Below are 26,666 nucleotides of genomic sequence, written 5' to 3'. Positions count from 1 at the left end.
AACATTTAAAAACAAATAGTATGAAAAAATTAATAATACTACTACTTGCTATTGCATTTATACTACATTCTTGCGATTTAGAAAAAAATCCATACGAGGATATTTCTGTAGAAGAATTATTTTCTGATCCAGAATCGATTGAAACTGCTACAATAGGTAATTATGCGTTACTAAAAGGAGATAAAGGCTATGATGGCTGGGTAGATGACCTGCATAGAATATCAGAATATGCGGGAGATAATGTAAGCCTTAGCGGAGGTACAACAGATCATTTGTTCTTTTTATATAATTACCAATCCATAAAAACCAATTTTAGAGTAGAACGGTTTTGGAGAAATTCGTATAAAATAGCCGTAGGATGTAATGTAATTATCGAAAAAATTATAGAAGGAGAATCAGTTGAAACTGATCAATTATTAGGAGAAAATTATTACCTGAGAGCACTTACTTATTTTCAAATGGGTAATGTATTTGGCAGACCATACAACCAAGGACCTTCAAACTTATCTGTACCTCTAAAATTAACATCAGACATTACAGATAGACCCGACAGACACACAGTAGAACAAGTGTATACTCAAGTGATCAAGGATTTAGAAAAAGCAGCATCTTTAATGACAATAAATAAAGGAGCCTCTTTTGCCTCAAAAGAAGCAGCATATGCTTTATTATCTCGGGTGTATTTATATAAAGAAGATAATGTAAAAGCCGAAGAATATGCAGATAAGGTTATTGCATCCGGAAACTACTCTTTACTCTCAACAGCTCAATTTTCTAAAATGAATACCTTAACTCCTGATCAAAATGATGAAGCTATTTTTGCAGTAGCATTAAGCTCTGATTCTGATCTATTAGGAGGCTCTGACGATTGGTACACCATAGGCTCTTTTTATGCCAATGTAGAAGGCAAAGGCTGGGGAGAGATGTATGCCTCGAGAACATATCTGGATTTAATAGACAAAAACCCTAACGATGCCAGAAAATCATTTATCGAACCACAATTTACAAAAGATGATAATGATGATAAAACCCCTGCTATCTATTGGGTCAATGATGAATACACTTATGAATTTAGAAATACATCCGAAAGCGGAGGAACAACTACGTTTAAAGATAATGGAACTACATACACTCTAATGTCTGAAATTGTAGATGGAAAAACAGTATATTATTTTAATGCCCCCGATGGTAGACAGGATGTTATAAAAGGGTTTGATCTAGAAAAACGGAATGGTCACCCAAAATTCTATATTCTTAAAGCCTCACTGCAAGAAAATGATATACATATGTGGTCACCAATGGTATCTCGTTTATCAGAAATGTATTTAAACAAAGCTGAATCCTTAGCCAAAAGAAATATGGATCAGTTAGCACTAGATAACATAAATATTATTAGAAAACGAGCAGGCATCCCGATATATACACTTGCTGATATTCCTACGGATAAAACGGTACTAGATATTGTCTTAGAAGAGCGTAGATTAGAATTAGCCTATGAAGGACATAGACGGTATGATGTTTATAGAAATGGGCGTATAATGAATAGAAAATATCCAGGAACACACCTAAATGGAACAAACGCATTCCTAGAAATTCCATCTACGAGTCTAAGAGTGGTAGAATTTATACCCGAGCAACAGATCATTTTACAACCATCCCTGATACAAAATGATTAATATATAATAGTATAGGCTTCTTTTTGAGGTCTATGCTATTTTTTTACTATTTAAAATATTGATATACCCTAACTATGCAGATGTATATATACAAAACCTGGATTGTAATATTGATGTTTATCTCTTTGTATTCATGTAAGAATCCAATCAATAAACTGCCATCAGAAAAATTGTTTACTAAAATTCCAACAGAAATCACTGGGGTAACTTTTGAGAATAAAATATTAGAATCCGAACAGCTGCACTATTATAAATATTTATACATCTATATCGGTGGCGGTGTTGCTGCCGCCGATTTCAATAACGATGGATTAGAAGATCTTTTCTTTACCTCTAATATCTATCATAACAAACTTTTCTTAAACAAAGGAAATTTTCAGTTTGAAGATATCACCATAAAAGCAGGAATAAAAAAAAGAACTGGTTTTGATACGGCTGTATCTGTTGTAGATATTAATGGTGATGGTTTTTTAGATATTTATATCAATAGAGCTGGTTGGTATGAAGGAGATCAAAAACTAGCCAATATGCTCTATATAAATAATGGTGATCTCACTTTTACAGAACAAGCAAAACTTCATGGTCTAGCAGATACAAACAGATCGATCACATCTACATTTTTTGATTACGACAAAGACGGTGATTTGGATGTTTATATCACCAATGCTCCCGCTAAATTCGACCTATCGGGCAAGATAATACCAATAAATAAAATTCAAAATAGTAAACAAACGCAAGCATTTAGAAGTAGTGATAAGTTATATAACAATGATGGAACTGGATATTTTACAGATGTTTCTGAACAAGCAGGAATCTTACCAGATATAGGTTTTGGGCTTAATGCGCAGGTAGGAGATCTTAATAATGATGGGTGGCAGGATATTTATGTATCCAATGACTTTATCGGACCCGATTTTGCTTATATAAATAATAAAAATGGAACATTCTCTGAGAAAAGAAATTCACTCTTTAAACATATTTCGTACTACAGTATGGGCAGTGACATAGGAGATATCAATAACGATGGGTTTAATGATCTAATGGTTTTAGACATGAGTCCAGAAGACCATGTACGATCCAAAACAACGATGTCTATGATGTCTATCGATCGTTTTAATAAAATGGTCAACAATAATTACCACCATCAATATATGCATAATGTAATGCAATTAAATAACGGAAACGGAACCTTTAGTGAAATTGCACACTTATCTGGTCTTGCTCAAACCGACTGGAGCTGGTCTGTGCTTTTTGCTGATTTTGATTTAGATGGTTTAAATGATATTTATGTTACCAATGGTATTTATAGAGATGTCGTTGATAGAGACATGAATATTGAAATCAACACTACTATCAAAGAGAAAAAAAATAAACTAAAAGAAAAAGATTTTTTCGAATTCACTCAAAAACTACCTCAACAAAAATTAACCAACTATTTATTTAAAAATAAAGGGAATCTAAAATTTGAGAATACAACCGCAGTATGGTCAGATGAAAAACCTACATTTTCAAACGGTGCTGTATATGTCGATTTAGATAATGATGGAGATCTAGATATTGTCACCAATAATTTAGATGAAAACGCTACAATACTCAGAAATAACGCCAGAGAAAATACTACCAATAATTTTTTACAATTTGCTTTTAAAGGAGCTAAGGACAATACATTTGGAGTCGGAACAACAGTAAAAATATATCAGCATAATGGAGACATACTAACCCGGCAACTTATAAATGCTAGGGGTTATCTCTCCTCTATGCCCAATACATTACATTTTGGAATCGGTAAAACCACTATAGTTCCTCAAATCAAAATCATTTGGCCAGATGGCAACACACAATCACTTACAAACATAAAAGCAAATCAATTACTACATATTGAGTATGCCAAAAGTGTAAAAACAACAAAAGAAAATATTGATAAAAAATCAAACATGATTTTTACTGAAGCCCCATCTGACTTTGAACATACAGAAATCCCTTACAACGATTTTGACAAACAACTACTTTTACCGCATAAACTATCTCAAACAGGGCCTGCAATTACAAAAACAGACCTTAATAATGATGGTTTTGACGACCTTTTTATTGGAGGAGCGCACAATCAAGCTGCACAATTATTAATTGGATCACAAGACGGGAGTTTTAAGCCAGTATCTGTTAGAGATTTTATAAAAGATAGTGCATATGAAGATATAAACGCTTGTTTTTTTGATGCTGATAATGACGGGGACAAAGATCTATATGTAGTAAGCGGTAGCTATGAATTTTCTACAGATTCTTCATTACTACAAGATCGATTATATATAAACGAAGGGAATTATAATTTTAATCGATCTTTAGAAAAGTTACCCGTCATGTTGGCAACAGGAGGTATTGTAAAAGCATCAGATTATGATGCAGATGGAGATATAGATTTGTTTATAGGAAACCGTGTTATATCAGGCAAATACCCTTATGCACCTATCAGTTATCTCTTAAGTAATGAAAATGGGAGTTTTGTGGATAAAACAGATGAGCTAGCACCTGAATTAAAAAATATCGGAATGGTAACCAGTGCAGCATGGAATGATATCGATAATGACAATGATTTAGATCTAATCATCACAGGAGAATGGATGGGTATAGAAGTATTTATTAATCATAAAGGAGTTCTTTCTAAAGAAACTAAATATGACTACTTATCATCAACCAAAGGCTGGTGGAATAAGATCTTGATTGCCGATATAGATAAGGATGGAGACAACGATATAATAGCAGGAAATCTAGGATTAAACTATAAACATAAAGCTTCAAAAGAAAAACCCTTTCATATCTATACAAATGATTTTGACAACAATGGTACAGAAGATATTATATTGGCTAAGTATTATAAGTCCAAGCAAGTTCCTGTAAGAGGTAAACACTGTACAGCGCAACAAATACCACACTTAAAGGATAAAATAAAAACATACAATGATTTTGCTAATAGTGATATTCAAGAAATACTAGGAGAAACTTTCCAATCCGCAATTCATTATCAAGTTACCGAATTTAGATCTGGTATTTTTATAAATAACAACACTAGTTTTGAATTTATTCCTTTTCCTATTGAGGCGCAAATGAGCCCTATAAATAGTATACTTTATGAAGATTTTGATGGTGATCAAATTAAAGATTTATTAATGGCAGGGAATAATTATCATACCGAAGTAGAAACCACCAGAGCAGATGCAGGCATAGGTATCTATCTTAAAGGAAGTATACATGGAGAATTCAAACCTATACAAAATACAGAAACGGGATTTTATGCAGATAAAGATGTTAGAGAGATGTTACTTATAACTTCTCAGAAAAAGAAAGCCGTTATTGTGGTAAATAATAATAGTAAATCTCAAATGTATACTATACGTAATTAATACATCTTAGTTTTAAATCTCCTATTAAGGAATTGACTCTCTAAGGTTTATCTAAAAATCAAAATACCTTTTTCAGAAGCATACCTCATAAGCTTGCTCCCAATGTCATTAAATTAAGCTGTATATTTTTTATTATTAAATGCCTGTATAAACAAAATACTCTTTTACTTTCATTATGGATTCTACCCTATATTAGAATGACAAGTAGAGTGTATTGTTTTTTTTGGTCATTTTGTCTTTCTGGTGTATACCAGAATCCAGTATTAAAAAAGCTTTAAATCAATAGAATATACTATTGGTTTAATGATATTGAACTTACTCCGAGGTTGTTGATTCATTTTGTCATTCAATCCTAATGTCTGTATTCATATTTAAAAATATAGGTTTTTATGAATCTTTACATTTAAAGACTAACTCCTTAGTTTGATAACATTGATCTTACTCCGAAGTTATTGATTTACTAATTTCTGAACACAAACTTTTTTTTACCTAAACAAAAATACCTGATTAAGGTTTACATATTTTAAGAAATAACAAATAATGGGAGGGGTATATTTCATAAAAAAGGGGTGTTCACCCCCGGTTAATTTAGTTTTTAAACTGATATTCAAGGTGTTGTAAAAACGTATTTTTGAGAATATAAAATTAACTTCACTATAAATCACAAATTTATTAATCATGGCAGAAGAGAGTATTTTTAGACTTTTGGCGGTTAGACCTGCCAAAATAAAGAAAAAGATAAACGGTCAATTTAGAGTAGTAACGAATGATAATGGAGGATCGAGTGTTTTTAAAAAATTAAAAGCTGTAGTTACTGCAGGAGCAACTAGACCAGAACTAGAAAAAGTAGCAAAAGAAGAAAAGAAAAAAGGAATATATTTAAAAACAATCGAAAACCTACCTTTTGATATTTCTATTTTTCTGGATTGGTTATCCGAGAAAAAGAATGCAGCTACTCCGATAACCGATTTTTCAAAAATAATAAAGGAGCGCTATAGTAAAACTCCAAAAACTATAGCAAAAGAAAAAGCGTTCAATGATTCCATAATGATCCTTAGAGAAACGCTTCTTATAGATAGTGTTTTAGAAGAAGAGGAAGAATCAGATACTAATCTCGATATCTTAATATTATCATTTAAGGTCTTACAATTGATTAAAGGTGTTGCAGAAGATACCATTGTTCTTCAAAAAGGTGTAGCAATAGGCGATTTTTTAAATACAGTTGATTTAATAATGCCAGAGCTTGTACATCTTTTAAAAATGCCATCTAAGGAGGATGATGATCCAGACCCTGATAAAGATGATCCAGAAGAAGAAGAGCAAAAAAAGTTAAGAGAAAAACTCGCTATATTAAGTGAAGCACATCGTGCTATTTCTAAGGTAGCAACAGATGAACGCTTTAGAGAAGTGTCAAAAATAGCTACTACTGTTCCTAATCAAAGGATTAGTAGTTTAGAAAACAGAATTAATGATTTAATTACCTTAAATGCGGTTAGTAAAGAAACCTCTGGTAAAATCGATATGGTTTCAAAATTAATTGTAGGAAATAGCGGAGTGCCACAAAATGAAGGAGATACTACAGACAGTCAATTTATACTATCCAGTAAAAGTGTAGATAGATTGCCTGTAAAAACTAAAGAAGTATTATCAGAATTACAATTCGATATAGCAAAAATTAATCCTGTAAAAGTTGTAGCCGAAATCGAAAATGAAATGGCTTATGTGGGAGGAAAAATAAAAGCAAAAGAAGCTCATGAAAAAATAGTAGTACTGGGTGGCGCCTACTTAAGTGCCGATAAGTTTAATGAGTCAATTGGGTATGCCAGAGGAATAAAGGATAAGCTTAAAGCAGTTGTAAAGCAATGCAAGTTCAAAGCAGGGATTGGTGATCTATTGATGGTCAAGCAAAAATTAAAAGCATATGAGCTAGCAGAATTTGCCCATGTAGAAAATGTATTGGCAGGAGAATTAAGAGAACGAGAGCACAGACGTTTAAATGTACGAGAAGAAGAGTTTATTACTGAGATAGAAACCGAAACAGAAAGCGAAAGAAATCTACAAAGTACAGAACGCCATGAATTACAGACAGAAGCAGAAAAAACGGTAAAAAGCCAGTTTGAACTCGAAGCAGGTCTGCAAATAAGTGGATCTTATGGACCAGTAGTAAGTTTTTCGGCAAATCTAAATACAGGATTCTCTACATCTACAGAAGAATCTAAAAAGAAAGTATCTTCATACTCCAGAGAAGTAACCGAAAAAAGTTCTGAACGTGTACGAGAGCGAGTTCGCGAAGAACGAAGAAATAAAAACCTCGAAGAGATTGAAGAAATCAATAAACATGCAATTAATAATGAAAACGCAGAAAATGGGCATGTAAGAGGGATTTATCGTTGGTTAAATAAAATATATGACGCTCAGGTTTTTAATTATGGACAGCGGATGATGTATGAGTTTGTGATCCCAGAACCAGCAGCTTATTTTTTATACGCATTGGTGGATAACCCACCTAAAGAAATGGAATTGATCAAACCCAAAGCACCAACATATTCTGGAAAACCGCTAAAACCCAGTAATCTTACAAGAAGCAATTACCATAATTATGTTAGTAAATATCAGGTAACTAATGCTAATGAGCCACCAGCACAGTATCAGACAATAGCCTTTTTTGATAAGCAAGATAAAACAGGAGATCATACACATTTTGGAAGATCAGGTAAAATTGAAATCCCAAAAGGATATGCTGCCTATGGAGCGACTGTACAGAGTGATTATACTTTTCATAAAGATAAAGGGCATCATTACAGAGTAATGGTAGGAGGAAGAGAGTATAATAGATCAGAAAGCTGGGGTGGGCAATATAAATCCTTTCATACCCGACGAGAAAAAGAACTATCCTATGCAATTCATCTTTTTTATAGTAATAGTTTTACACTAGGAGTAGATGTGTTCTGCGAGCTGACATCAGAAGGGTATACAAAATGGAAACAAGATACATATGATTCTATTATGAATGCTTATCTGCAACAAAAAGCAGATTATGAAGAGCAAATTGCGGCACAAGAAATTGCAGAAGGCATCCAGATTCTAGGAAGAAATCCACTAGAGAATCGACGATTAGAGAAAGAAGAGTTAAAGAAATTGGTAATTATGATGCTTACAGGGATTAATAATATTAATATCAATGTATTTTTAAATACCAATGAACCCAGAATGGATATTGATAAAGCCTGTAAAATAGGTTCTCAGATTCGATTTTTTGAAAACATCTTCGAATGGCAAAATATGCTATATGTATTATATCCTTATTTCTGGGGAAGAAAATCTAAATGGATCTCTGCATTACACCTTACAGATCCCGATCCAGATTTTGCAGCATTCCTAAAAGCAGGAGCTGCAAGAGTGCAAGTACCTGTACGACCTGGTTTTGAAAAAGCAATAGCACATTTCTGTCAATTCGGAAAAATATGGGAAGGAAACGATATTCCTCTAAAAAATGACAAATTATACGTTCCTATTATTAATGAAATCACAGAAAATCTAGGCAAACTAAATGATGGAGTACCCTATCCCGAAGATTCAGAACCTTGGGAAGTTACAGTACCAACAAGTTTAGTAGTACTTCAGGATTTAGAAGAGATCCCTAATATACGAGATATCCTTACAGGGAAACCTATCGATATTCGTAATGCAGAAGAACCCGACCCTGAGGCGTAATAGTAGTAGTAATCTTGGAGAAAATTATCTCCCTCAATGAAGGAGTAAACTAATACATATAGCAATGCCAGATTTTTCGATACATGCAGATTATGATAAAGACGGTAGAATATCTTTTAGTACAAGAGAATATCAATCCAGAAATACTGGGACAGGAGCCGTTGTAATTCCTAATATAGATGTAGAATCCAGAAGACTTCCTAATAGGGTGTCAAATGGAGCAGCTCCTGTACTTGATTGGAAGAATAGATCTTTGGTAAGAGGAGAAAATGAAGTGTCTAACATAATTATTAAAAAAAGCGCAGGAACACGATTTCCAGCTAATTGCAACCTTGTTCTTAAAGTAGTAGGGAAGAGTAGAAAAAAAGTACGATTATACTCTTCCCGAGGACAACGAATTATTCCTATGGTTGGTTTTTCTGAGACCTTATTTTCGGTACCTAATTTTACCAATCAGATCACCTTTAAGATACAAGTCCATACCCTTACTGGTAGCCCTTCTACCAATACGGTGTCCACTACACTTACTAATGATCAGTTGCTAAGGCTAGAATTGTTATGTGTAGTAGGAGCCAATGTACAGGTAGCAGATACTTCATTATTATCTGTTTCACCATTGATTTTTATGGATAATAATGCTGTAGTAGAGCGGCTTTATATTTGCGAAATCCCTGAGATCCAAAATATAGATCAGGGCAATACCCCTGCTATAAGAGATATTACCAACGCTTTTAGAAGTATAAGAGGAGTTCGATTAGTAAAAGTGCCTATTAGTACCAGTTTAGGAGATTCTTGGCTTCAGGATCAGTTTCAGGTAGGATATTGTCATAAACCTAGAAGTATAGAACGCGTAGTTTTACATTTACCTAGGATGCGCTCTAATGTGGTAGTGGTTAACAATACACCTAATCTATCTACTTTTGTGACAGAACATTTTCCTTCTACTAATCTAGGGTTGTTTCAAGAATTTTGGGAACGTAATGTAGCTAACTATGTAGATGCAAATGGAAGATCACAATCATTATCCTTTAGTCAAAGTTATGAAGTGATGTCCCTTCTGGTTAAATTCTGGAACCTATGGTCTAAACTGATACGCTTGGATTTTGATATTTTGCACCCTCCCTCGGATAATACGATGCTCCTTAGCGGAATTATGAATACAATACGAGAAAACCTTAAAGAAATTCTAAAAAATGAAAACTTATCAGAAGCTCGAGAGCAATTAGAACGGTATTATACAGCAATCAGAGATGAATTAAATAGTAGGGGAGCAGATGATATAAATTATAGTGATGATCAAAGGAGTTTTTATACAGGGTTAAGTGCAGATCTAACAGTACGGTATAATCAGGTCAGAGATATTGTAGTCTTACAGCATCCAAATCAGATCAGCATTACAACACAGCGCATGGGGGTAATTACCCTTAGTACAGAAGAAGCAAATCGATTGGATGCAAAAATTTATGCATTACATGATTCTACAAATTATGGAGGCAATCTAGAGGTGACTCCACCAATTGCAGGAGCTCCATTAGGTAAGATTGTCTTAGGATCTGCCGATAGGATGGATAGTGAGCTATTTGGATTTTTGATGAGTCAGGGTAAACAACCTATACTTAATATCAATACCTCTTGGTTAGATGTTGCACATGTAGATGAGCTTGTTACCTTTGTTTCTGATCCTAGAAGTAATGGAGCAAAGCATGCAGCATTTTATGCCTCTCCTAAAATAGCAATGGATATTCTTACCAAGGCATATACATTATACATACAGGGGCTACCAAATGGTCATCCACACGAGATTGGACGCCCGCTAACTATCGGTACAATGCGCAGAATGGATGCTGGGAATCATCCCGTAACACGCTTGTTTAGAGGTAAATATTGGTGGCATCATCATCCCGAAGGAGCATTAAATCCTATAGAACCCCCAAAACTGTATCTGAGAATGGTAGAGTACTTCTCTTATTTTGTAAGATATCAATCAGGAGAAGGGCGGGATAGGTATTATCCAGCGGCACTAAATGCACACGAACTGCTATATTTTGGTAGTATTACCAATGAGTGGATTGCAGATAATTTTATAACTAATCTGGTAGAGCAATTAAGTTTAGAAACACCAGATGTAGAACTGATCCCTATACCTGTACTCTTTGATAGAGTGGTACAACGAGAAAACCCAGATACAGAAGAGGTAGAACCAAACTTTGATGATGATAGTACCACTGCATTTACCCCAGATATGATTAATATGCAGATCATTAATGGACACTTACTCATCCCTAAGCCACATGGTCCCAGAATGAAAACAGCCGATGCGATTACCGTATTACGGCAAGTGATGGATACCAAGTATCATGGAAAACTAAATAGAAGGTATTTTGTATCCAGACGATTACATAAAACAGAAGTATGGATGAAAAGCCCTTTAAACCCAGGGACTACACAAAGCGAATTAAGGCAGATAGCAAAACAATTTAGAGATGGATTTCCTGATAACACCTTAGATGAAATTCAGGATTTAATTTTTAATGCTAATCGACGAGACTTTGATCGTAATGATAATCTTAGAAGCGGTTGGAGGAAACTAACCATTCCAGAAAATACGATAGGATTGTTCGAAGCCTATACTCAGATTGTAGCAGAATCACTTCATCTTACTGTGCATTGGGTCGATTCATGGTTTTATCATGTGCGATTGGGAGGAATACACTGTGGAACCAATGTAATCAGAAGACCGCAAGTTCGTAGAAGTACTTATTGGTGGAGAGTACATACGTAATGGAGGAGGGGGATTTAGCAAGATTGTTTTTAAAGTTTTTATATCTAAACAGAAGCTCTTTTTTATCTATAGGATCTTGTTTTTAGATCTTATACTCACGTTTTGTCACTATATGTAACTATAAAAATGACTTTTTGACAGTTTATTACATTGATAAGCTGCCAAAAAGTCATTAATTTATGATTGGAACTCATATTGCTATAGACCTATTGTATTTAAAAAGAATAAATAACTTAAAAAACATATACAATGAGTTTATTAAAACAAGCAGACAGATTACCTTTTATTTTTGAAGATTTATTTACTAACGATTGGTTAGGGGGGAGTGCCTCTACTGCTAAGGTGGGGTTTAATACTCCGGCAGTTAATGTAAAAGAATCGGATGATAGTTATATAATAGAATTAGCTGCACCGGGGCTTTCTAAGGAAGATTTTACTATAGAATTAAATAATGAAAATCTTACCATATCTTCTAAGACTACATCAAAAACAGAAGATACGGAAACCGAAAAGTATACTAAAAAAGAGTTTGAGTACAGTACTTTCCAACGATCATTTACGATACCAGATACTATAAATGGTAATGAGATAGAAGCGTCTTATACCAATGGTGTACTAGAGGTAAAGTTGCCTAAAAAAGAAGAGGCAAAACCGCAGCCTAAGCGATTGATAGAAATTTTATAATATAGGTTTGATTTGATTATTTTTTAGTTAGTTAACGTTAATGTTATGAAAACGTCCTCTATATCAGAGGGCGTTTTTTTATGCACCTAGTAAGGGTAGGTGTTTTATTTTATGATAAGTAAGAGCCATAGAGATGCAGTGTTTTAATTCAGTTTCAGGGATTTTTTCGTTTAGTTTAAAAACAATAGCTCTATTACCTTCGAATGTAAACTTATCTGTATAGAGTGTTTTAAATGTAGGTACTAAATTAGCCGTACACTTAAAGTAGATTGCAAACTGCTCTGGATTTTTCTTTTTCCAATCCATTCGTACAGTACTACCATGTTTTGTAAGATAGCTAGGTTCACCCCATTTAAGGGTTTCTTCGAGTTTTTCTAATCCATTAATTTCTGAAGCAGTGCTTAATACTAGGTCTCTAAGATAACGTAATTGTGGTTGTACAGATTCGGGATAGTTATTAAAAATAGCCTTAACTTTTGGGTTGCTTGTTAATTGCATTACAATGATTTAAGATACAATATTTTTTTTTTGAGTACAGTATAGATTACAGATACAGAGCGTAGTTTAATCCGTAGATTTTTTTAAGGAATTAGCATGATCTTTAATAACATACCACTTACCATTTATTTTCTCTAATACATAGGTAACAATCATATGATTATAATAAGGAACCCCATTCCTGTCTGGCTCATTATATATAGCTTCGGTAGTAGCGGCTGCTATAGTGTTACTGGATTTTATATTCAGAATTTTAGTTTTCATAGTCCAAGTAGAGTCTTTAAACCATTTTTTATGTATTTCTACAAATTCATCTACTGTATACGTAGTGGCTGTCTTTGGTAAAATAAGTTCCATCTGCCCTGTAGGAGATAGTGTAGCTTGTAGAGATTCTATGTTTTTGTTTTCAATAGAAGTTAATAGTTTTTGTAGCACTTCTTTTGCTTCAGTTTCATTTTCTGTATTAAAACTATGATCTGGTTTTTTAGTAGTAGTACAAGAAGTTATAATAATGATAAAGAATAAAACAGGTATAAGTTTAACTATAGACGTTACTTTCATATATAATTTTATTAAGTGTTACCAATGTAAGTGTACCTAAAAATAATGTTTTACGGTTAGGTATTAAACTGATTTGTTTAGTTTTTGAATCTGTAGGTTTTTTAGTTTTTAATCTTACGATTAATTCTTAGCATAAAAAGTATTAAAAGCCCTTCCTAAAAGGAAGGATTTAGGGAGAGATAATTATTTTAAAAATCAATCAATTTTATTTTTTAGCATACCTATCAAAGCTATAGTAGACTAGAGTCTTATACTTTTATGTTTTACTCAGTTTAGCCAATAGAAAGTTTCTGATAAGTCGTTTTTTGTTAAATTTAATCAATTATTGCTTCCGATGAGTATTTTTTAGTCAATTTAACCAATCGGAATTTCCGGTTTCTAGTTTTTAGTCAATTTAACCAATCGGGAGTTCCCGACGCGCTGTTTTTACTCAGGGCAGCCAATCGGGAGTTCCCGATGCGCTGTTTTTGGTCAGTTCTACGAATCGGGAGTTCCCGACGCGCTGTTTTTATGCAGTTCAGCCAATCGGGAACCCCCGATGAATACTTTTTAGGCAGTTTAGCGTATCAGGAACTGTATTTTTATCCTCTTAGCATTAAACGGGCAATTTCTAATGTCTAATGGGCTATTTATCAGAAACCTCTGACAAGCTATTTTTACTAAGGGTAGTGTATCGTAGTCATACGAGGATGCTATAGTAGCGTATCCCTGCAATAAGTACTTTATCGAAAAAGAAGCATAGCAATTGTTTCTTCTATTTCCCTTTACTACTTTAGTCCAATATAATATACATTGCCAATCGTTACTTTTGTTCCTACCCCATAAGTAATTTGGCATTTAAAAAAACTGTATAGATAAAGCGAGTACTGTTTTATACTATTGTATTATTTTTTATTTTATGGAAACAGAATACACAATGCATATGTATGTAGATGATAAGTGTTATATAATATGCGATATGCTGATGCACTTATATAGAAGTGAGGAACATCCCGATTTTCCTAACGTACCCTTTGAGCGGTATATACGAGTGGATGTAGAGGCTAATAATGACCTCCCAGCAATCAATTATTGGTTGGCAGAAGGTATCGAAAAAAAAGATATCACAATTCAGTTTTATGGAGATGGAGAGTTGCTGATCAATCATCAAATCTATCAGGCATACTGCTGTGATTATAAAGAATATTATATCTCAGAAACTCATACTATTGCCTGTAGTGTAACGTTACNCGATTGATCTAGAAAAAAGTACGGATCTATTAGAGTGGATGATAAGCCCTACCCAGACTAAGAGTGGTAAAGTAATTTTTAACCGACACGATGGTATGGGATCATTACTTACTATAGAGTTTAGAGATGCCTATTGTGGTCGACTGGGAGGTCAGTACAATTCAGTAAGTAGTAAGCAGGTACGTATAAAATTAAAAATTTCTGCTCAGAGCATCCTATTTAATGGAGTTACACATACTAATAACTGGCCAACCAAAAGTGCATAATTATGAGTTATACGTGTAATGAAACCCTAGAGGAGTTAGATGGCGTTCTTAGCGAGGCACTGAATAGAGCAGCCCGATATAGCAATAGCAGTGGTTCTGGTAGTGCAGCCCAGTTAGCACATGCATTCGAACGAGAGATAGATGCCACCCGTACTCAGCTATCAGAAGCTTTATATAAGGTAGATCTGGCAATGCATGGCTATGATGATAGTGTCTCCCGAAGTGCCTATGAGATGGCAATGGGGGCTATAGATGATCCCAATACCCTATCTGATGAGGAGCTACGCAATCGCTATATCGAGGAGCATAGCAATGGTTATCGTATCTATGATAGGGATAGTCAATCGTGGGTATTATTTTCTAAAAGATCAGAAATTTCTATTACTATAGAGCGTAGTATGGAGAGTGATAATGAGCCTGCGATACATGTCTCTGCCTATGATCCCGAGTATGGCAAACGCCTGTTTTATATCGATCACGAGATTACTAAGCAAGATCTGATGCTGTTAGATAACCTCCGCTGGGGTTCCTTAGAGGAGGATTGGCGAGAGATGCAGTACCAGAGTCCTTTTCTGGGGATTGTAAAATCGGGATCAGGTATGGTAGGTAAGAGTGCTGGTACGCTTAATGCCTATTTTATGACCCAGCATTACAATCACTCGTTTTTAAATATGCAAGGACTACCGGGGATACAATGGAAAAGCCTAGATGGCGGATGGCATAGCTACCAAGAGATCTTAGAAGCAAAAAATGGTTTTGTACGCCAAAGCCTTAAAACCAGCCACCACTGGGCAAAAGTAAGAGGGGATAAGGCAAAACCGTTTTCTCCAAAAATTGGGAAAATTTGCTTTGGGATTTCTGTAGCGATTAGTTTAAAAAATTCAGGTACAGCATTGTATGATAATGACTCCAATAAATGGGGAGTAGTAGGTAAATCGGCATTAGACATCACTATGGGGGTTATAGCCTTTGTCCCAGGGTTTGGCTGGGCAATCTCGGGTACTTATTTTTTAATGGATATGGGAGGGGTATTTGGTGACTGGGGACAACCCACTGGGTATACTCCTAATGAGTTGGATAGAAAGATTACAGAAGATTGGGCGAGAGCCCATAAAAAGTATTATAGTTCAGAATTTGATGTTTTATATAGTAAGCCTATGGATCAGATGCGTCTAGAGATGCTACAAGAGAGCAGGGAGTTTGCCAGAGATAATACTTATGTAACCCCTAGAGTGATTTATAAACAAAATACATTTTAATCTATGAGTAACTGGTTAGATAGAGTACGTCCACCTAAATACTTACGGTATTTTTTTTATATCGTCCACTCTTTTTATAGATCGTATAAAAGTGAACGTAAAGAAGCCCCAGTAACAACAATTTTATTTTTAGCTTTTTTTCATATGATAGGTTTGTTCTCTTTCATATTTATTTTTTTTAGTAATTATTTTTTTGAAAAAATTGATGGAAATATAGGCGCGTTTATCATTGTATTTATAATTGGTTTGAGTCATTACATTTTATTTTATAAAAAAGAAAAATGGAAGTTTTATTTAATAGAGTTTGAACATTTAAAGAAGAAAGATAGAAGAAAAGGAGCTGTTTATTTATTTCTTTATTTATTCATCATAATAATATTACTGATTTTTTCTGGTTGGATGATTATGCAAACTTCTCCTCATTATAAATAGATAGAAAGATTACAGAAGATTTTGAACGATTTAAAGAAACACATTTTAATCTATGAGTAACTGGTTAGAAGAGGTACGTCCACCTAAATACTTACGGTATTTTTTTTATATCGCTTATAGTTGGTATCGACCCTATAAAAGTGAACGTTCAGAAGCACATTATACAGCTACTATAATATTATCAATATCAAATGGGTTAATAGCATTGATGCTTTTGAGTATTATTTTTACAGATACGATATATCGAAAGGGGAACAAACATATATGGGCACTTTCTATTTGTTTTATCTTTTATATAATTTTCTATTATTTATTTCTTTATAAGAAAAAGTGGAGAAAGTATATAGATGAATTTAGTCATTTAAGGAAAAAGGATAGAAGAAAAGGTACTATTTATTTATTTCTTTATTTATTTATTATTTTTTTGATCTTATTGCCATTAAGTGTTTATTTTATAGTAAAAAACTCACCACATTATACTTAGATTATATTAAAATATATAAAATGACATAAGAATGTAACGATTGGGCGAGAGCCCATAAAAAGTATTATAGTTCAGAATTTGATGTTTTATATAGTAAACCTATGGATCAGATGCGTCTAGAGATGCTACAAGAGAGCAGGGAGTTTGCCAGAGATAATACTTATGTAACGCCTAGAGTGATTTATAAACAAAATACATTTTAATCTATGAGTAACTGGTTAGATAGAGTACGCCCACCAAAATACCTACGGTATTTTTTTTATATCGCTTATAGTTGGTACAGACCCTATAAAAGTGATCGATCTGATGCACATTTTAACTCAGTTTGTTTTTTAGCTTTTGCAAATACTATTGCGTTGATTTCTTTTGTTTTTATGATATTAGGTAATTTTATTGTTAATAGTTTAGGTTCAAAAAGAATTATCATAACTATAATTATTTTTATGACTTGTATTCATTATATATATTTTTTTAGAAAACAAAAATGGAAAGAATATATAAAAGAGTTTAATTATTTAAAGAAAAAAGATAGAAAGAGAGGTGCTCTTTATTTATTTCTTTATTTCTTTATTATCATAATTATCTTATTGCCATTAAGTTTTTATTTTATTGTAAAAAACTCATCAAATTATTAGATCAGATGCGTCTAGAGATGCTACAAGAGAGCAGGGAGTTTGCTAGAGATAATACTTATGTAACGCCTAGAGTGATTTATAAACAAAATACATTTTAATCTATGAATAACTGGTTAGATAGAGTACGCGCTCCTAAATATCTACGGTATTTTTTTTATATCGCTTATAGTTGGTACAGACCCTATAAAAGTGATCGATCTGATGCACATTTTGGTGCAATGTTGATAGTTGCGTTACCTAATACATTATTATTATTTGTAATCAATAACATTTCTTTATTGATAGATTCTAAGAAATTTTTAGTTTTCTCCAACACAATAGTAATTTTTTTTAGCCTTATTGTTTTTTTAATTTACTATGTTTTATTTATTTATGATAATAAATGGAAAGTAATAATAAAAGAGTTTGAATATTTAAAGCGAAAAGATAGGAAAAGAGGTCTGATTTATTTATTCATTTATTTATTTACATGGTTTTTTTTGGCGTTGTTTCCTTTCATATTAGATGCTTTGTTCGGAGTATATATTCTAGAAAAACACATTACGGTTATGCTATGATACTAAGGAAATACATTTTAATCTATGAGTAACTGGTTAGATAGAGTACGCGCTCCTAAGTATTTGCGCTATTTTTTATATCACTTATAGAATATGCGCAGATACTATATTCAGGAAATGAGTATCTACATTGCATAAATATTAGTACCTATATTGTATCTATAGAGGCATCTCTAGAATTTATTTTATTAAGGATAAAATAAGCAACTATAATATTGGGTACCCAGCATAACCATGCAGTTATTCTGTATGCGATGATAAAATCTTCTAGAAATAGCATAAGTATCGGTAACCATATTCTAAGGGTTACGGCAGCAAAGCAGGCAGCATAACTATAATACATGATCGTTTTATGTTCATCGATCTGGGCTGTTCTAGCGTACCAATATCCCTTGGCGGTAGTATATAACCATAGTACTCCTAAGCTCATAAATCCTAAAGATGAGATGATTCCTCCTGTAGCAAAAAAGCATATATATATCCCTGCAACGCCACTGATTAGAACACTGATCATATAGATTTTTCCGATAAGTCGGTGTATTTCTGGTTTGGCTTCTCGTATTTTTTTATGAAACTGAATCCAACCTATTAATAATGCAATTGCACCTATAAATATATGTGTGAAAAAAGAAAAATTCCAATAGGTATCAGATAATAGGTTTGTACTTTTGGAACTTAAAAGACCAAATCTTTTATCAATAAATAAATAGATAAGAGGATATAGGCCTATTACAATACTTAATATTGATATAATTCCTTGATTAACTTTCTTCATTTTTTTCCTATTGTTTTTGATTTTATAAATCTAACCATTTTTTGAAATTAGATGTCCGTTCTCTAGAAACAATAATTTGTTCTTCATCTAATGGGTTTAGTTTTAGGGCTAATCGGCTATTAAAATAGCTATGAATTTCGACAACAGCTTTAACGGATACCATAAATTTTCTATTGATTCTAAAGAAATGAACAGGGTCTAGAATTTCTTCTAGTTGATCAATAGTATACTCTATAGGATATTTTTTTCCGGTATGCGCATATAGGAAAATAATCCCTTCATGAGATTTAAAATAGGCAATGTCATCTACATTAAATGTATTGAATTGATTTCCTACTTTAACCATAAAACGTCGTTTGTATTCTTTTGCAAATAAGTTTTTTATTCTTTCATATTTAGCATCATCTGTAATTGTAGTACTGGTGTTAAAATTTTTTCGATATTTATCTAGTGCTTTCTTTAAATCATTTTTATCAATAGGTTTTAAGAGGTAATCTAAACCATTGTATTTAAATCCCCGTATGGCATACTCATTATATGCTGTAGTAAATATGACAGGGGGATGCTCTTCTAGAAGATCGAGGATATCAAAACCATAGCCGTCGTTTAATTGAATATCCAAAAAAATTAAATCTGGTAAAGGGTTTTTTGTAAACCAATTTTTTCCACTTTCTACAGATGTAATATGATCTAAGATTGTAATCTCTGGGGCGAGTTCTTTGATAAGATTAGCTAAGCGTCTAGAGGCGATATTTTCATCTTCAACAATTACTGCTGTCATCTTATGAAGCTTTTACTATTGTAATTTCTTTTATTTTCTTAGGTAGTAAAGGTAGTGTTACCTTAAAATGATCTTCCTCTGCTTGTATTAATACGTTTTGATTGGTGTAGAACGAATATCGTTTCTTGATATTTTTTAATCCTAGTTGTGTAGATTCTTCTTTTTGAGATCTCAATTGTAGCGTGTTTTGAATTATAATATTGTTTGTAGTCGTAGAAACGATACTAATTTCTAATGGTTTTTCTTTAGAATAATAATTGTGTTTCAATGCATTTTCTACTAGCATTTGTAACGATAGTGTTGGGATTACATATTCTTTTGGATCAACAGAGATGTGTGTCGTAATACTTAGCGCATCTTGGTGTCGCACATTCATCATAAATATAAAGGAATCTAGAAAGTTTAATTCTTTTTCTAAACTTACTAGATCTTCTTCTCGGTTGTCTAGAATATACCGATAACATGTTGCTAATCTAGATACAAAATCAGAAGCTAGATCTCTATCCTCGTACATTAACGAAGTGAGCGTATTTAAACTATTGAATAAAAAATGAGGGCTAATTTGATTTTTTAAAGATTGATATCTAGAGGTCATCACTTCTTTTCTGAGCTGATTCATGGTGTTTTCTAACTCTTTTTTTTGCTGTAATGCATAATAAAAAAGATTAAAAATAATAACTACAAATCCTAACAAGGTTGCTCTAAAAAAATCTATTCTAAACCGTAGCCAAGGATTATGAGCATTAATCTTACAGAGATAATCAAACTCAAAAATGGCCATATAATACACTAAAGCAATTATAGGAAGACAAATTACCATATTAAGCGTAATAATTTTTAATCCAGTATGTAGATCTAAGCTTTTATTGGGTGTAGTTGCTCTCCTAATAAGCCAATCATTGGTTTCCCACATTAACATAAAAAAAAGAAATCCACTTACATAATAAAATAGACTTGTAACGTCAAACTCAGCCTGATCTCCATCATGATCTACCGTTAATTTAATCAATAAATAGGCAATGTTGATGATTAGAAAACGTAATGAAAATTTCTTTATATATGTTTTTGATATCATACAGTAAAATGGATACTATTTTTTGTTGAAACCGACCATGTGTAAAGATACATAACTGCTCTATATTAATTAATTGTAGTGATATGTAATTGTCGAATTAGAAGCTGAATTGTTATAAATGATAGTTGATTTGATAAACTATAGATAGGATACTATTATAGGATATTCAAACATGTTTTTTGACATTTCAAAAGTAAAAATACCAATTTGGTTTTTTCAATTTTAAATCCTAAAAAAGAAAACACAGTTTTGAATAAAATTATTCGAAATCATGAAAAAAGTCATTTTTGTATTTAGTGTTTTATTGGGATGTATCGCTAGTGGACAAACCGGTGTTATAAAAGGTCTTGTAGTAGATCAACAATCAGAAACCCCTATGGTTGGAGCTACAGTAGCGTTATTAGATGCGGATAAAGTAAATGGTGTTATTACGGATATAGATGGATACTTTACACTAGAGAATGTTCCATTAGGTCGCCAGACGATACGTGTTAGTTATATTGGTTTTGAGCCTATTGTAATACCAAATATCGTTGTTACTTCTGGTAAGAATGCAATACTCAATGTAGGACTTGTCGAAGCCTTTGGGCAATTAGATGAGGTGATCATTACAGCAGAGAATAGTAAGGTAAATGCAATTAATAAGCTGACGTCTGTTTCTGCTCGACAGTTTGGGGTAGAGGAGGTAACCCGATTTTCTGGAGGAAGGAGTGATGTAGGTCGGTTGGCATCTAATTTTGCTGGTGTTGCTTCTCCTGATGATAGCAGAAATGATATTGTGGTACGTGGTAATTCTCCTGTAGGACTATTATGGCGGTTAGAAGGTGTACCAATTCCTAATCCTAATCACTTTTCTACTGCTGGTTCTACAGGAGGTCCCGTATCGGCATTAAACCCTAACTTATTAAAGAATTCGGATTTTATTACTTCGGCATTTCCTGCAGAATATGGTAATGCTATCGGAGGAGTGTTTGATCTTGGATTTAGAAAAGGTAATATCGATGATTATGAGTTTACAGGGCAAATCGGTGTTTTTAGTGGAGTAGAAGCAATGGCAGAAGGACCTTTAGGAAAAAATAATGGCTCTTTTCTCGTAGCAGGAAGGTACTCATTAGCAAGTATATTAGGAATTGGAGCAGGAGGAACATCTGCAACACCAAATTATTACGATGTATCATTCAATATAGATCTAGGAAAAAGTAACTTAGGTAATTTCTCATTATTTGGGATTATAGGAGCTTCTGATATAGAATTTTTAGGCGATGATATTGATGAAGACGATCTCTTTGCTGCCGAAGATGAAAATTCATCTGCGGATTCTGGATTTGGAGTAGTAGGAGTAAAGCATCAGATTAGTATTGGTAAAGCTTCTTTTTTAAGAACAATAGTATCTGGATCTTTTGCAACTAATGAGTTTCAGGCAGATCGTTTTATTGATAAGAATACATCACAAGAACGCCTTATTAGGTATACAGAGAATGATAATAATGAATCTCGTTTTACGTTTTCTACTCTTTTTAATTCTAAGCTAAGTAGTAAAAGTACACTCCGAACGGGGGTGTTGGTAGAGCGTTTTGGAGTAGAATCAGTATTGCGTGACCGAGAGAAACAACAAGATATTAATGGCGATGGTGATCCTGACCTGTTTACATTTACAGATATAGATGAGAGTTTGTCTATTGTACAGCCTTATATACAGGGGCAGTTTAGGTTAACAGAAAAACTAACGCTAAATACTGGTGTGCATAGTCAGTATAGTAGTTTAAATAAGCAATTTGTGATAGAACCCAGAGCGGGATTAGTGTATAAGGTCGCTAAGAATCATCGTTTAAATGTAGGGTATGGATTGCATCATCAACCTATATCACTACCATTATTGTTTCTTAATGAGAATGTTAATGGTGCGTTAAAGCAAACTAATCGTGATCTTGATTTTGTACGAAGTACTCATTATGTACTAGGATATGATGTAAGAATAAGCCAGGGGTGGAGAAGTAAAATAGAGGTGTACTATCAGGATATTGATAAAGCAGCTGTAGAACCTTTTTTATCTAGTTATTCTTCTTTGACTGAAGGGGCAGATTTTGGGTTTGAAAATGATAGAGTATCATTAGTTAATGAGGGTACAGGTTCTAATCAGGGGATAGAGCTGACTTTAGAGAAATTTTTTAGCGATGGATATTATGGATTGCTAACGACATCATTTTTCGAAAGTAAGTATAAAGGTAGTGATGGTATAGAACGTAATACTCCTTTTAATAATGGATATGTTGCTAATCTCTTGGCAGGAAAAGAATTTACTATTGGAAAATCTAAAAAAGATGTCTTTTTCTTAGATACTAAATTAACTGTATCAGGGGGGAAATATTATACTCCAGTAAATTTAGAAGCTTCTAGACAGGCAGGGTTTGAGGTACTACGAGAAGATCTAGCGTATAGTAAACAAAATGACGATTATTTTAGATGGGATGTTAAAATAGGGTATAAAATCAATAGTAAATCGAAAAAGCGGTCTCATCAATTTTATGTTGATCTACAGAATGTAACGAATAACAAAAATATTTTTGCAAGACGCTATAATCGTTTAACGAATCAAGTAAATCAAGTCGATCAGATCGGTTTTTTTCCTGATTTTGGATATCGTTTTCAGTTTTAGAATAGTTTGATAATTAAAGTAAGTAATTTTTATAAAAATAAATACGTTTTTTTTAGATGATAAGTATGAGTGAGCTCCTAAGTGATTTTTTAGAATAGTGTTTGTTTTAGAGAAAAGAGTGTATGAATTTTTATACACTCTTTTTGATATTTATATGTTCGTTAAGATACATAGTTTACACAAGTTAAAGATTAGGTGTTTTACGGTGGTAGGCACTCATGTATAGAATTGATAAAGAATTGAAAAAATAATAGTTATACCATTGATTTATTACAGTATGAGGATTTTTCAAAATCTCTAAGATTGATAGAAAGGATAGGGACGTTGGGGAACATAGATTTTAATGTGGTCACTATTTTTTTAGAGAGGTCAGCTTTTTGGGCTTCAGTTCTACCTTCCATCAGATTACCAAATACATGGATAAAATCATCTGAGGTGTTTCCTACCGTATAATATTTAAAAGGATTAATTCTAACTTTAATATCACCTTTAGCAAAAAGACCAGTGCTATCAGCAGTATTATATACGGCTTGTATGATTTCTTTAGGAGATTTTAATGTGATAATGTTTTCTGAGCAATCTAGTATAAAATGTGGCATCTTATGATGTTTTAATAGTGCGAAAATATCTTATTGCAAAAATACTTTTTTATACACTTTTATAAGCGCTTTATACAATTATATAAGAACTATGTACAATGAATAAAATGTATATTAGTATGATTGCTTAGTTTTACTAAAGATAAGTATACTAAAAAAGTGAAATGCATATAAGTCTGATAGGTATTATAGAGTAGGTTATTGCTAAAAATAGAGCTACAACTAAGAGGACGAATCATAATAATATAGAAATTAATGTGTAAAAATACCTAAAGGGTTATTTTGTAAGCATTGGCAGAGTATTGTTATCATTACAAGAATGTTTATTATTATCTAAATAATAAAAATTTGTTTTTTAAATCTAGAAACCTCTGCATGCCATTTTGCAGAGGTTTTGCTTAATGGTGTTATATTAGTTTTTATTAAATTATGTGTATAGGGTTTTAAACTTCGATTACATAAAAAAAATAGTGGTAGTGCTTGCTATAGCAATGAGCTATGCTTTTTGATCTTGAATTTTGGATTGTAACATCTTAATTTCATCTCGTAATCGGGCTGCGGTCATAAAATCTAATTCTTTTGCAGCTTTTTCCATCTCTTTACGTACGTTTCGTACTCGAGTTTCTAATTGTTCTTTAGTATAATATGCTGTTTCTTCTTCTGCGGCTTGTAGTGTAGGTGCATTCTCGAATGTATAGGCTTCTGTTTTTTTACCATATAAAGCATTGTCAAATGATTTTTTGATGGCAGTAGGAGTAATACCATGTTTGGTGTTGTAAGCAATCTGTTTTTGTCGGCGATACTCTGTGTCATCGATTGTTTTTTGCATACTATCAGTGATTTTATCAGCGTACATGATAGCTTTTCCATTTACATTTCTGGCTGCTCTACCAACGGTTTGTACTAAAGATCTTTTGTTTCGTAAAAACCCTTCTTTATCAGCATCTAATATAGCGACTAATGATACTTCTGGGAGATCTAGCCCTTCTCTTAATAAGTTTACTCCTATCAGCACATCAAAAATCCCTTTTCGTAGATCTTGCATGATTTCTACACGTTCTAAGGTATCTACGTCACTATGTATATATCGGCATCGAATATCTATTCGGGTTAAGTATTTTGCTAATTCTTCAGCCATTCTTTTTGTTAATGTTGTGACAAGAATACGTTCATCGACATCAATACGTTTTTGCATTTCTTCAATCAAATCATCAATCTGATTTAGGCTAGGTCTTACTTCGATTACGGGATCTAATAATCCGGTAGGTCTAATAATTTGTTCTATAAAGATACCTTCGCTTTTTTGTAACTCATAGTCAGCAGGTGTAGCACTAATGTATATGACTTGATTCTGTATTGCTTCGAGTTCCTCAAACTTTAAGGGGCGATTATCCATTGCTGCCGGAAGTCTAAAGCCATATTCTACAAGGTTTTCTTTTCGTGATCGATCTCCTCCATACATTGCATGAGTTTGTGGGACAGTAACATGGCTTTCATCAATGATCATCAAGTAATCATCAGGGAAATAATCGAGCAAGCAAAATGGTCTGGTACCAGGATTTCTACCATCTAAGTAACGAGAATAGTTTTCTATACCAGAGCAATATCCTAGTTCTTTAATCATTTCTAAATCAAAATTAGTACGTTCTTCTAATCTTTTGGCTTCTAAATGTTTTCCGATTTCTTTAAAGTATTCTACTTGTTTCCCTAGATCAAGAGCTATTTGATCTATAGCATTATGGAGAACTTCTGGAGAGGTCACAAACATATTGGCAGGGTAGATGTTTAATTGCTCATATTTTTCAATAATACTATTATCAATAACATTAAAGGCTTCAATTTCTTCAATTTCATCTCCAAAGAAATGTACTCTAAATGCGTGATCTGCATACCCTGGGAAAATATCCACGGTGTCTCCTTTTATTCTAAAGTTTCCTCGTGTAAATTCTGCTTCGGTTCTGGAATATAAACTTTGTACTAGACGGTGGAGTAATGCAGTTCTGGATACAAGTTGCTCTGTTTGTATGGAGATTACATTTTTTTGAAACTCTATAGGGTTACCAATACCATATAAGCAAGAAACAGAAGCAACAACTAAAACATCTCTTCTTCCTGATAAAAGTGATGAGGTAGCGCTTAGTCGTAGTTTTTCAATTTCATCATTAATAGATAGGTCTTTTTCTATATAGGTACCCGAAGTAGGAATATATGCTTCTGGCTGGTAATAATCATAGTATGATACGAAATACTCTACTGCATTTTTAGGAAAAAATTGCTTAAACTCTGAGTATAATTGAGCAGCAAGTGTTTTATTATGTGCTAATATTAGGGTTGGGCGTTGTACTCTTTCTATAACATTAGCAGCAGTAAACGTTTTTCCAGAGCCAGTTACCCCTAGAAGTGTTTGGTATTTTTCATTTGATTCAATACCGTTTACTAATTGTTTTATAGCTTGTGGTTGATCTCCTGTAGGTTTAAATTCAGAATCTAATTCGAACTTCATGTATGCGCTTACTTTTTAGAGAATAAAGATACTGAACTCATCTTGTATTTTTTTATTCAACCAAAAATTTATGATTTGTTTCTCACTTACACTAATGTTTG

19 protein-coding genes are annotated in these 26,666 nt (G+C 33.0%); 12 read left to right on the top strand and 7 right to left on the bottom strand.

The genetic code is table 11. The annotated features are described in order from the left end of the window. Positions 1-20: 20 nt before the first annotated feature. From N456_RS16475 to N456_RS16455, 5 genes are all read left to right on the top strand, one after another. Positions 21-1,676 (top strand): RagB/SusD family nutrient uptake outer membrane protein, encoded by a 1,656-nt coding sequence (locus N456_RS16475; RefSeq protein ID WP_062059630.1) that lies wholly within the window; start codon positions 21-23, stop codon positions 1,674-1,676. Positions 1,677-1,846: 170 nt separating this feature from the next. After that, entirely contained in the window at positions 1,847-5,074 is a 3,228-nt protein-coding gene (locus N456_RS16470; RefSeq protein WP_240315549.1) for a VCBS repeat-containing protein, read from the top strand. A gap of 678 nt (positions 5,075-5,752) precedes the next feature. Next, positions 5,753-8,788: a hypothetical protein gene (locus N456_RS16465; protein ID WP_062059627.1), complete on the top strand. Its 3,036-nt coding sequence runs from the start codon at positions 5,753-5,755 to the stop codon at positions 8,786-8,788. Positions 8,789-8,852: 64 nt separating this feature from the next. Further along, a complete protein-coding gene (locus N456_RS16460) occupies positions 8,853-11,570 on the top strand; it encodes a protein-arginine deiminase family protein (RefSeq protein WP_062059625.1) in 2,718 nt (905 codons plus the stop codon). A gap of 249 nt (positions 11,571-11,819) precedes the next feature. After that, the gene (locus tag N456_RS16455) at positions 11,820-12,254 is read left to right on the top strand and encodes an Hsp20/alpha crystallin family protein (RefSeq protein ID WP_062059623.1); all 435 of its coding nucleotides are present in this window, start codon (positions 11,820-11,822) and stop codon (positions 12,252-12,254) included. A 78-nt stretch (positions 12,255-12,332) separates the two neighbouring features. Here N456_RS16455 and N456_RS16450 read toward each other — a convergent pair whose 3' ends face one another. Both N456_RS16450 and N456_RS16445 read right to left on the bottom strand, forming a co-directional pair. Then, positions 12,333-12,752 (bottom strand): DUF1801 domain-containing protein, encoded by a 420-nt coding sequence (locus N456_RS16450; protein ID WP_062059621.1) that lies wholly within the window; start codon positions 12,750-12,752, stop codon positions 12,333-12,335. A gap of 66 nt (positions 12,753-12,818) precedes the next feature. Continuing rightward, the gene (locus N456_RS16445) at positions 12,819-13,313 is read right to left on the bottom strand and encodes a YybH family protein (protein WP_062059619.1); all 495 of its coding nucleotides are present in this window, start codon (positions 13,311-13,313) and stop codon (positions 12,819-12,821) included. Between the two features lie 1,232 nt (positions 13,314-14,545). Between N456_RS16445 and tssD the strand changes: the two genes are divergently transcribed. From tssD to N456_RS16410, 6 genes are all read left to right on the top strand, one after another. Then, a complete protein-coding gene (gene tssD, locus N456_RS25425; RefSeq protein WP_420834728.1) occupies positions 14,546-14,809 on the top strand; it encodes a type VI secretion system tube protein TssD in 264 nt (87 codons plus the stop codon). 2 nt (positions 14,810-14,811) lie between these two features. Then, positions 14,812-16,068 (top strand): hypothetical protein, encoded by a 1,257-nt coding sequence (locus N456_RS16430; protein WP_062059614.1) that lies wholly within the window; start codon positions 14,812-14,814, stop codon positions 16,066-16,068. Positions 16,069-16,071: 3 nt separating this feature from the next. Next, entirely contained in the window at positions 16,072-16,500 is a 429-nt protein-coding gene (locus tag N456_RS16425; RefSeq protein WP_062059612.1) for a hypothetical protein, read from the top strand. Between the two features lie 52 nt (positions 16,501-16,552). Beyond that, entirely contained in the window at positions 16,553-16,984 is a 432-nt protein-coding gene (locus N456_RS16420; protein WP_062059610.1) for a hypothetical protein, read from the top strand. Between the two features lie 206 nt (positions 16,985-17,190). Continuing rightward, complete coding sequence (locus N456_RS16415) at positions 17,191-17,619, top strand: hypothetical protein (protein WP_062059608.1); 429 nt, start codon at positions 17,191-17,193, stop codon at positions 17,617-17,619. 101 nt (positions 17,620-17,720) lie between these two features. Then, the gene (locus N456_RS16410; RefSeq protein ID WP_062059606.1) at positions 17,721-18,176 is read left to right on the top strand and encodes a hypothetical protein; all 456 of its coding nucleotides are present in this window, start codon (positions 17,721-17,723) and stop codon (positions 18,174-18,176) included. 148 nt (positions 18,177-18,324) lie between these two features. Here N456_RS16410 and N456_RS16405 read toward each other — a convergent pair whose 3' ends face one another. The 3 genes from N456_RS16405 to N456_RS16395 are packed head-to-tail and all read right to left on the bottom strand — an operon-like array spanning position 18,325 to position 20,807. Beyond that, complete coding sequence (locus N456_RS16405; RefSeq protein ID WP_062059604.1) at positions 18,325-18,951, bottom strand: DUF2306 domain-containing protein; 627 nt, start codon at positions 18,949-18,951, stop codon at positions 18,325-18,327. A gap of 22 nt (positions 18,952-18,973) precedes the next feature. Continuing rightward, the gene (locus N456_RS16400) at positions 18,974-19,732 is read right to left on the bottom strand and encodes a LytR/AlgR family response regulator transcription factor (RefSeq protein ID WP_062059602.1); all 759 of its coding nucleotides are present in this window, start codon (positions 19,730-19,732) and stop codon (positions 18,974-18,976) included. A gap of 1 nt (position 19,733) precedes the next feature. Further along, positions 19,734-20,807, bottom strand: a complete 1,074-nt coding sequence (locus N456_RS16395; protein WP_062059600.1) for a sensor histidine kinase — start codon at positions 20,805-20,807, stop codon at positions 19,734-19,736. A gap of 271 nt (positions 20,808-21,078) precedes the next feature. On the opposite strand from N456_RS16395, the gene N456_RS16390 reads away from it, so the two are divergent. Further along, a complete protein-coding gene (locus N456_RS16390) occupies positions 21,079-23,463 on the top strand; it encodes a TonB-dependent receptor (protein WP_062059599.1) in 2,385 nt (794 codons plus the stop codon). Positions 23,464-23,717: 254 nt separating this feature from the next. Here the strand turns inward: N456_RS16390 and N456_RS16385 are convergent, their stop codons facing one another. Further along, a complete protein-coding gene (locus tag N456_RS16385; RefSeq protein ID WP_062059597.1) occupies positions 23,718-24,062 on the bottom strand; it encodes a 5-carboxymethyl-2-hydroxymuconate Delta-isomerase in 345 nt (114 codons plus the stop codon). Between the two features lie 496 nt (positions 24,063-24,558). Then, positions 24,559-26,565: an excinuclease ABC subunit UvrB gene (gene uvrB / locus N456_RS16380; protein WP_062059595.1), complete on the bottom strand. Its 2,007-nt coding sequence runs from the start codon at positions 26,563-26,565 to the stop codon at positions 24,559-24,561. Positions 26,566-26,666 lie beyond the last annotated feature (101 nt).

This window comes from Aquimarina longa SW024, from assembly GCF_001401755.1.
Taxonomy (GTDB): domain Bacteria; phylum Bacteroidota; class Bacteroidia; order Flavobacteriales; family Flavobacteriaceae; genus Aquimarina; species Aquimarina longa.
This window is presented reverse-complemented; position numbering and strand designations above follow the sequence as displayed.

Excerpts from the sequence above, each read along its gene's own strand:
- N456_RS16475 (WP_062059630.1), top strand. The coding sequence starts at position 21 with ATGAAAAAATTAATAATACTACTACTTGCTATTGCATTTATACTACAT.
- N456_RS16465 (WP_062059627.1), top strand. The coding sequence starts at position 5,753 with ATGGCAGAAGAGAGTATTTTTAGACTTTTGGCGGTTAGACCTGCCAAA.
- N456_RS16460 (WP_062059625.1), top strand. The coding sequence starts at position 8,853 with ATGCCAGATTTTTCGATACATGCAGATTATGATAAAGACGGTAGAATA.
- N456_RS16455 (WP_062059623.1), top strand. The coding sequence starts at position 11,820 with ATGAGTTTATTAAAACAAGCAGACAGATTACCTTTTATTTTTGAAGAT.
- N456_RS16450 (WP_062059621.1), bottom strand. The coding sequence starts at position 12,752 with ATGCAATTAACAAGCAACCCAAAAGTTAAGGCTATTTTTAATAACTAT.
- N456_RS16445 (WP_062059619.1), bottom strand. The coding sequence starts at position 13,313 with ATGAAAGTAACGTCTATAGTTAAACTTATACCTGTTTTATTCTTTATC.
- N456_RS16430 (WP_062059614.1), top strand. The coding sequence starts at position 14,812 with ATGAGTTATACGTGTAATGAAACCCTAGAGGAGTTAGATGGCGTTCTT.
- N456_RS16425 (WP_062059612.1), top strand. The coding sequence starts at position 16,072 with ATGAGTAACTGGTTAGATAGAGTACGTCCACCTAAATACTTACGGTAT.
- N456_RS16420 (WP_062059610.1), top strand. The coding sequence starts at position 16,553 with ATGAGTAACTGGTTAGAAGAGGTACGTCCACCTAAATACTTACGGTAT.
- N456_RS16415 (WP_062059608.1), top strand. The coding sequence starts at position 17,191 with ATGAGTAACTGGTTAGATAGAGTACGCCCACCAAAATACCTACGGTAT.
- N456_RS16410 (WP_062059606.1), top strand. The coding sequence starts at position 17,721 with ATGAATAACTGGTTAGATAGAGTACGCGCTCCTAAATATCTACGGTAT.
- N456_RS16405 (WP_062059604.1), bottom strand. The coding sequence starts at position 18,951 with ATGAAGAAAGTTAATCAAGGAATTATATCAATATTAAGTATTGTAATA.
- N456_RS16400 (WP_062059602.1), bottom strand. The coding sequence starts at position 19,732 with ATGACAGCAGTAATTGTTGAAGATGAAAATATCGCCTCTAGACGCTTA.
- N456_RS16395 (WP_062059600.1), bottom strand. The coding sequence starts at position 20,807 with ATGATATCAAAAACATATATAAAGAAATTTTCATTACGTTTTCTAATC.
- N456_RS16390 (WP_062059599.1), top strand. The coding sequence starts at position 21,079 with ATGAAAAAAGTCATTTTTGTATTTAGTGTTTTATTGGGATGTATCGCT.
- N456_RS16385 (WP_062059597.1), bottom strand. The coding sequence starts at position 24,062 with ATGCCACATTTTATACTAGATTGCTCAGAAAACATTATCACATTAAAA.
- uvrB (WP_062059595.1), bottom strand. The coding sequence starts at position 26,565 with ATGAAGTTCGAATTAGATTCTGAATTTAAACCTACAGGAGATCAACCA.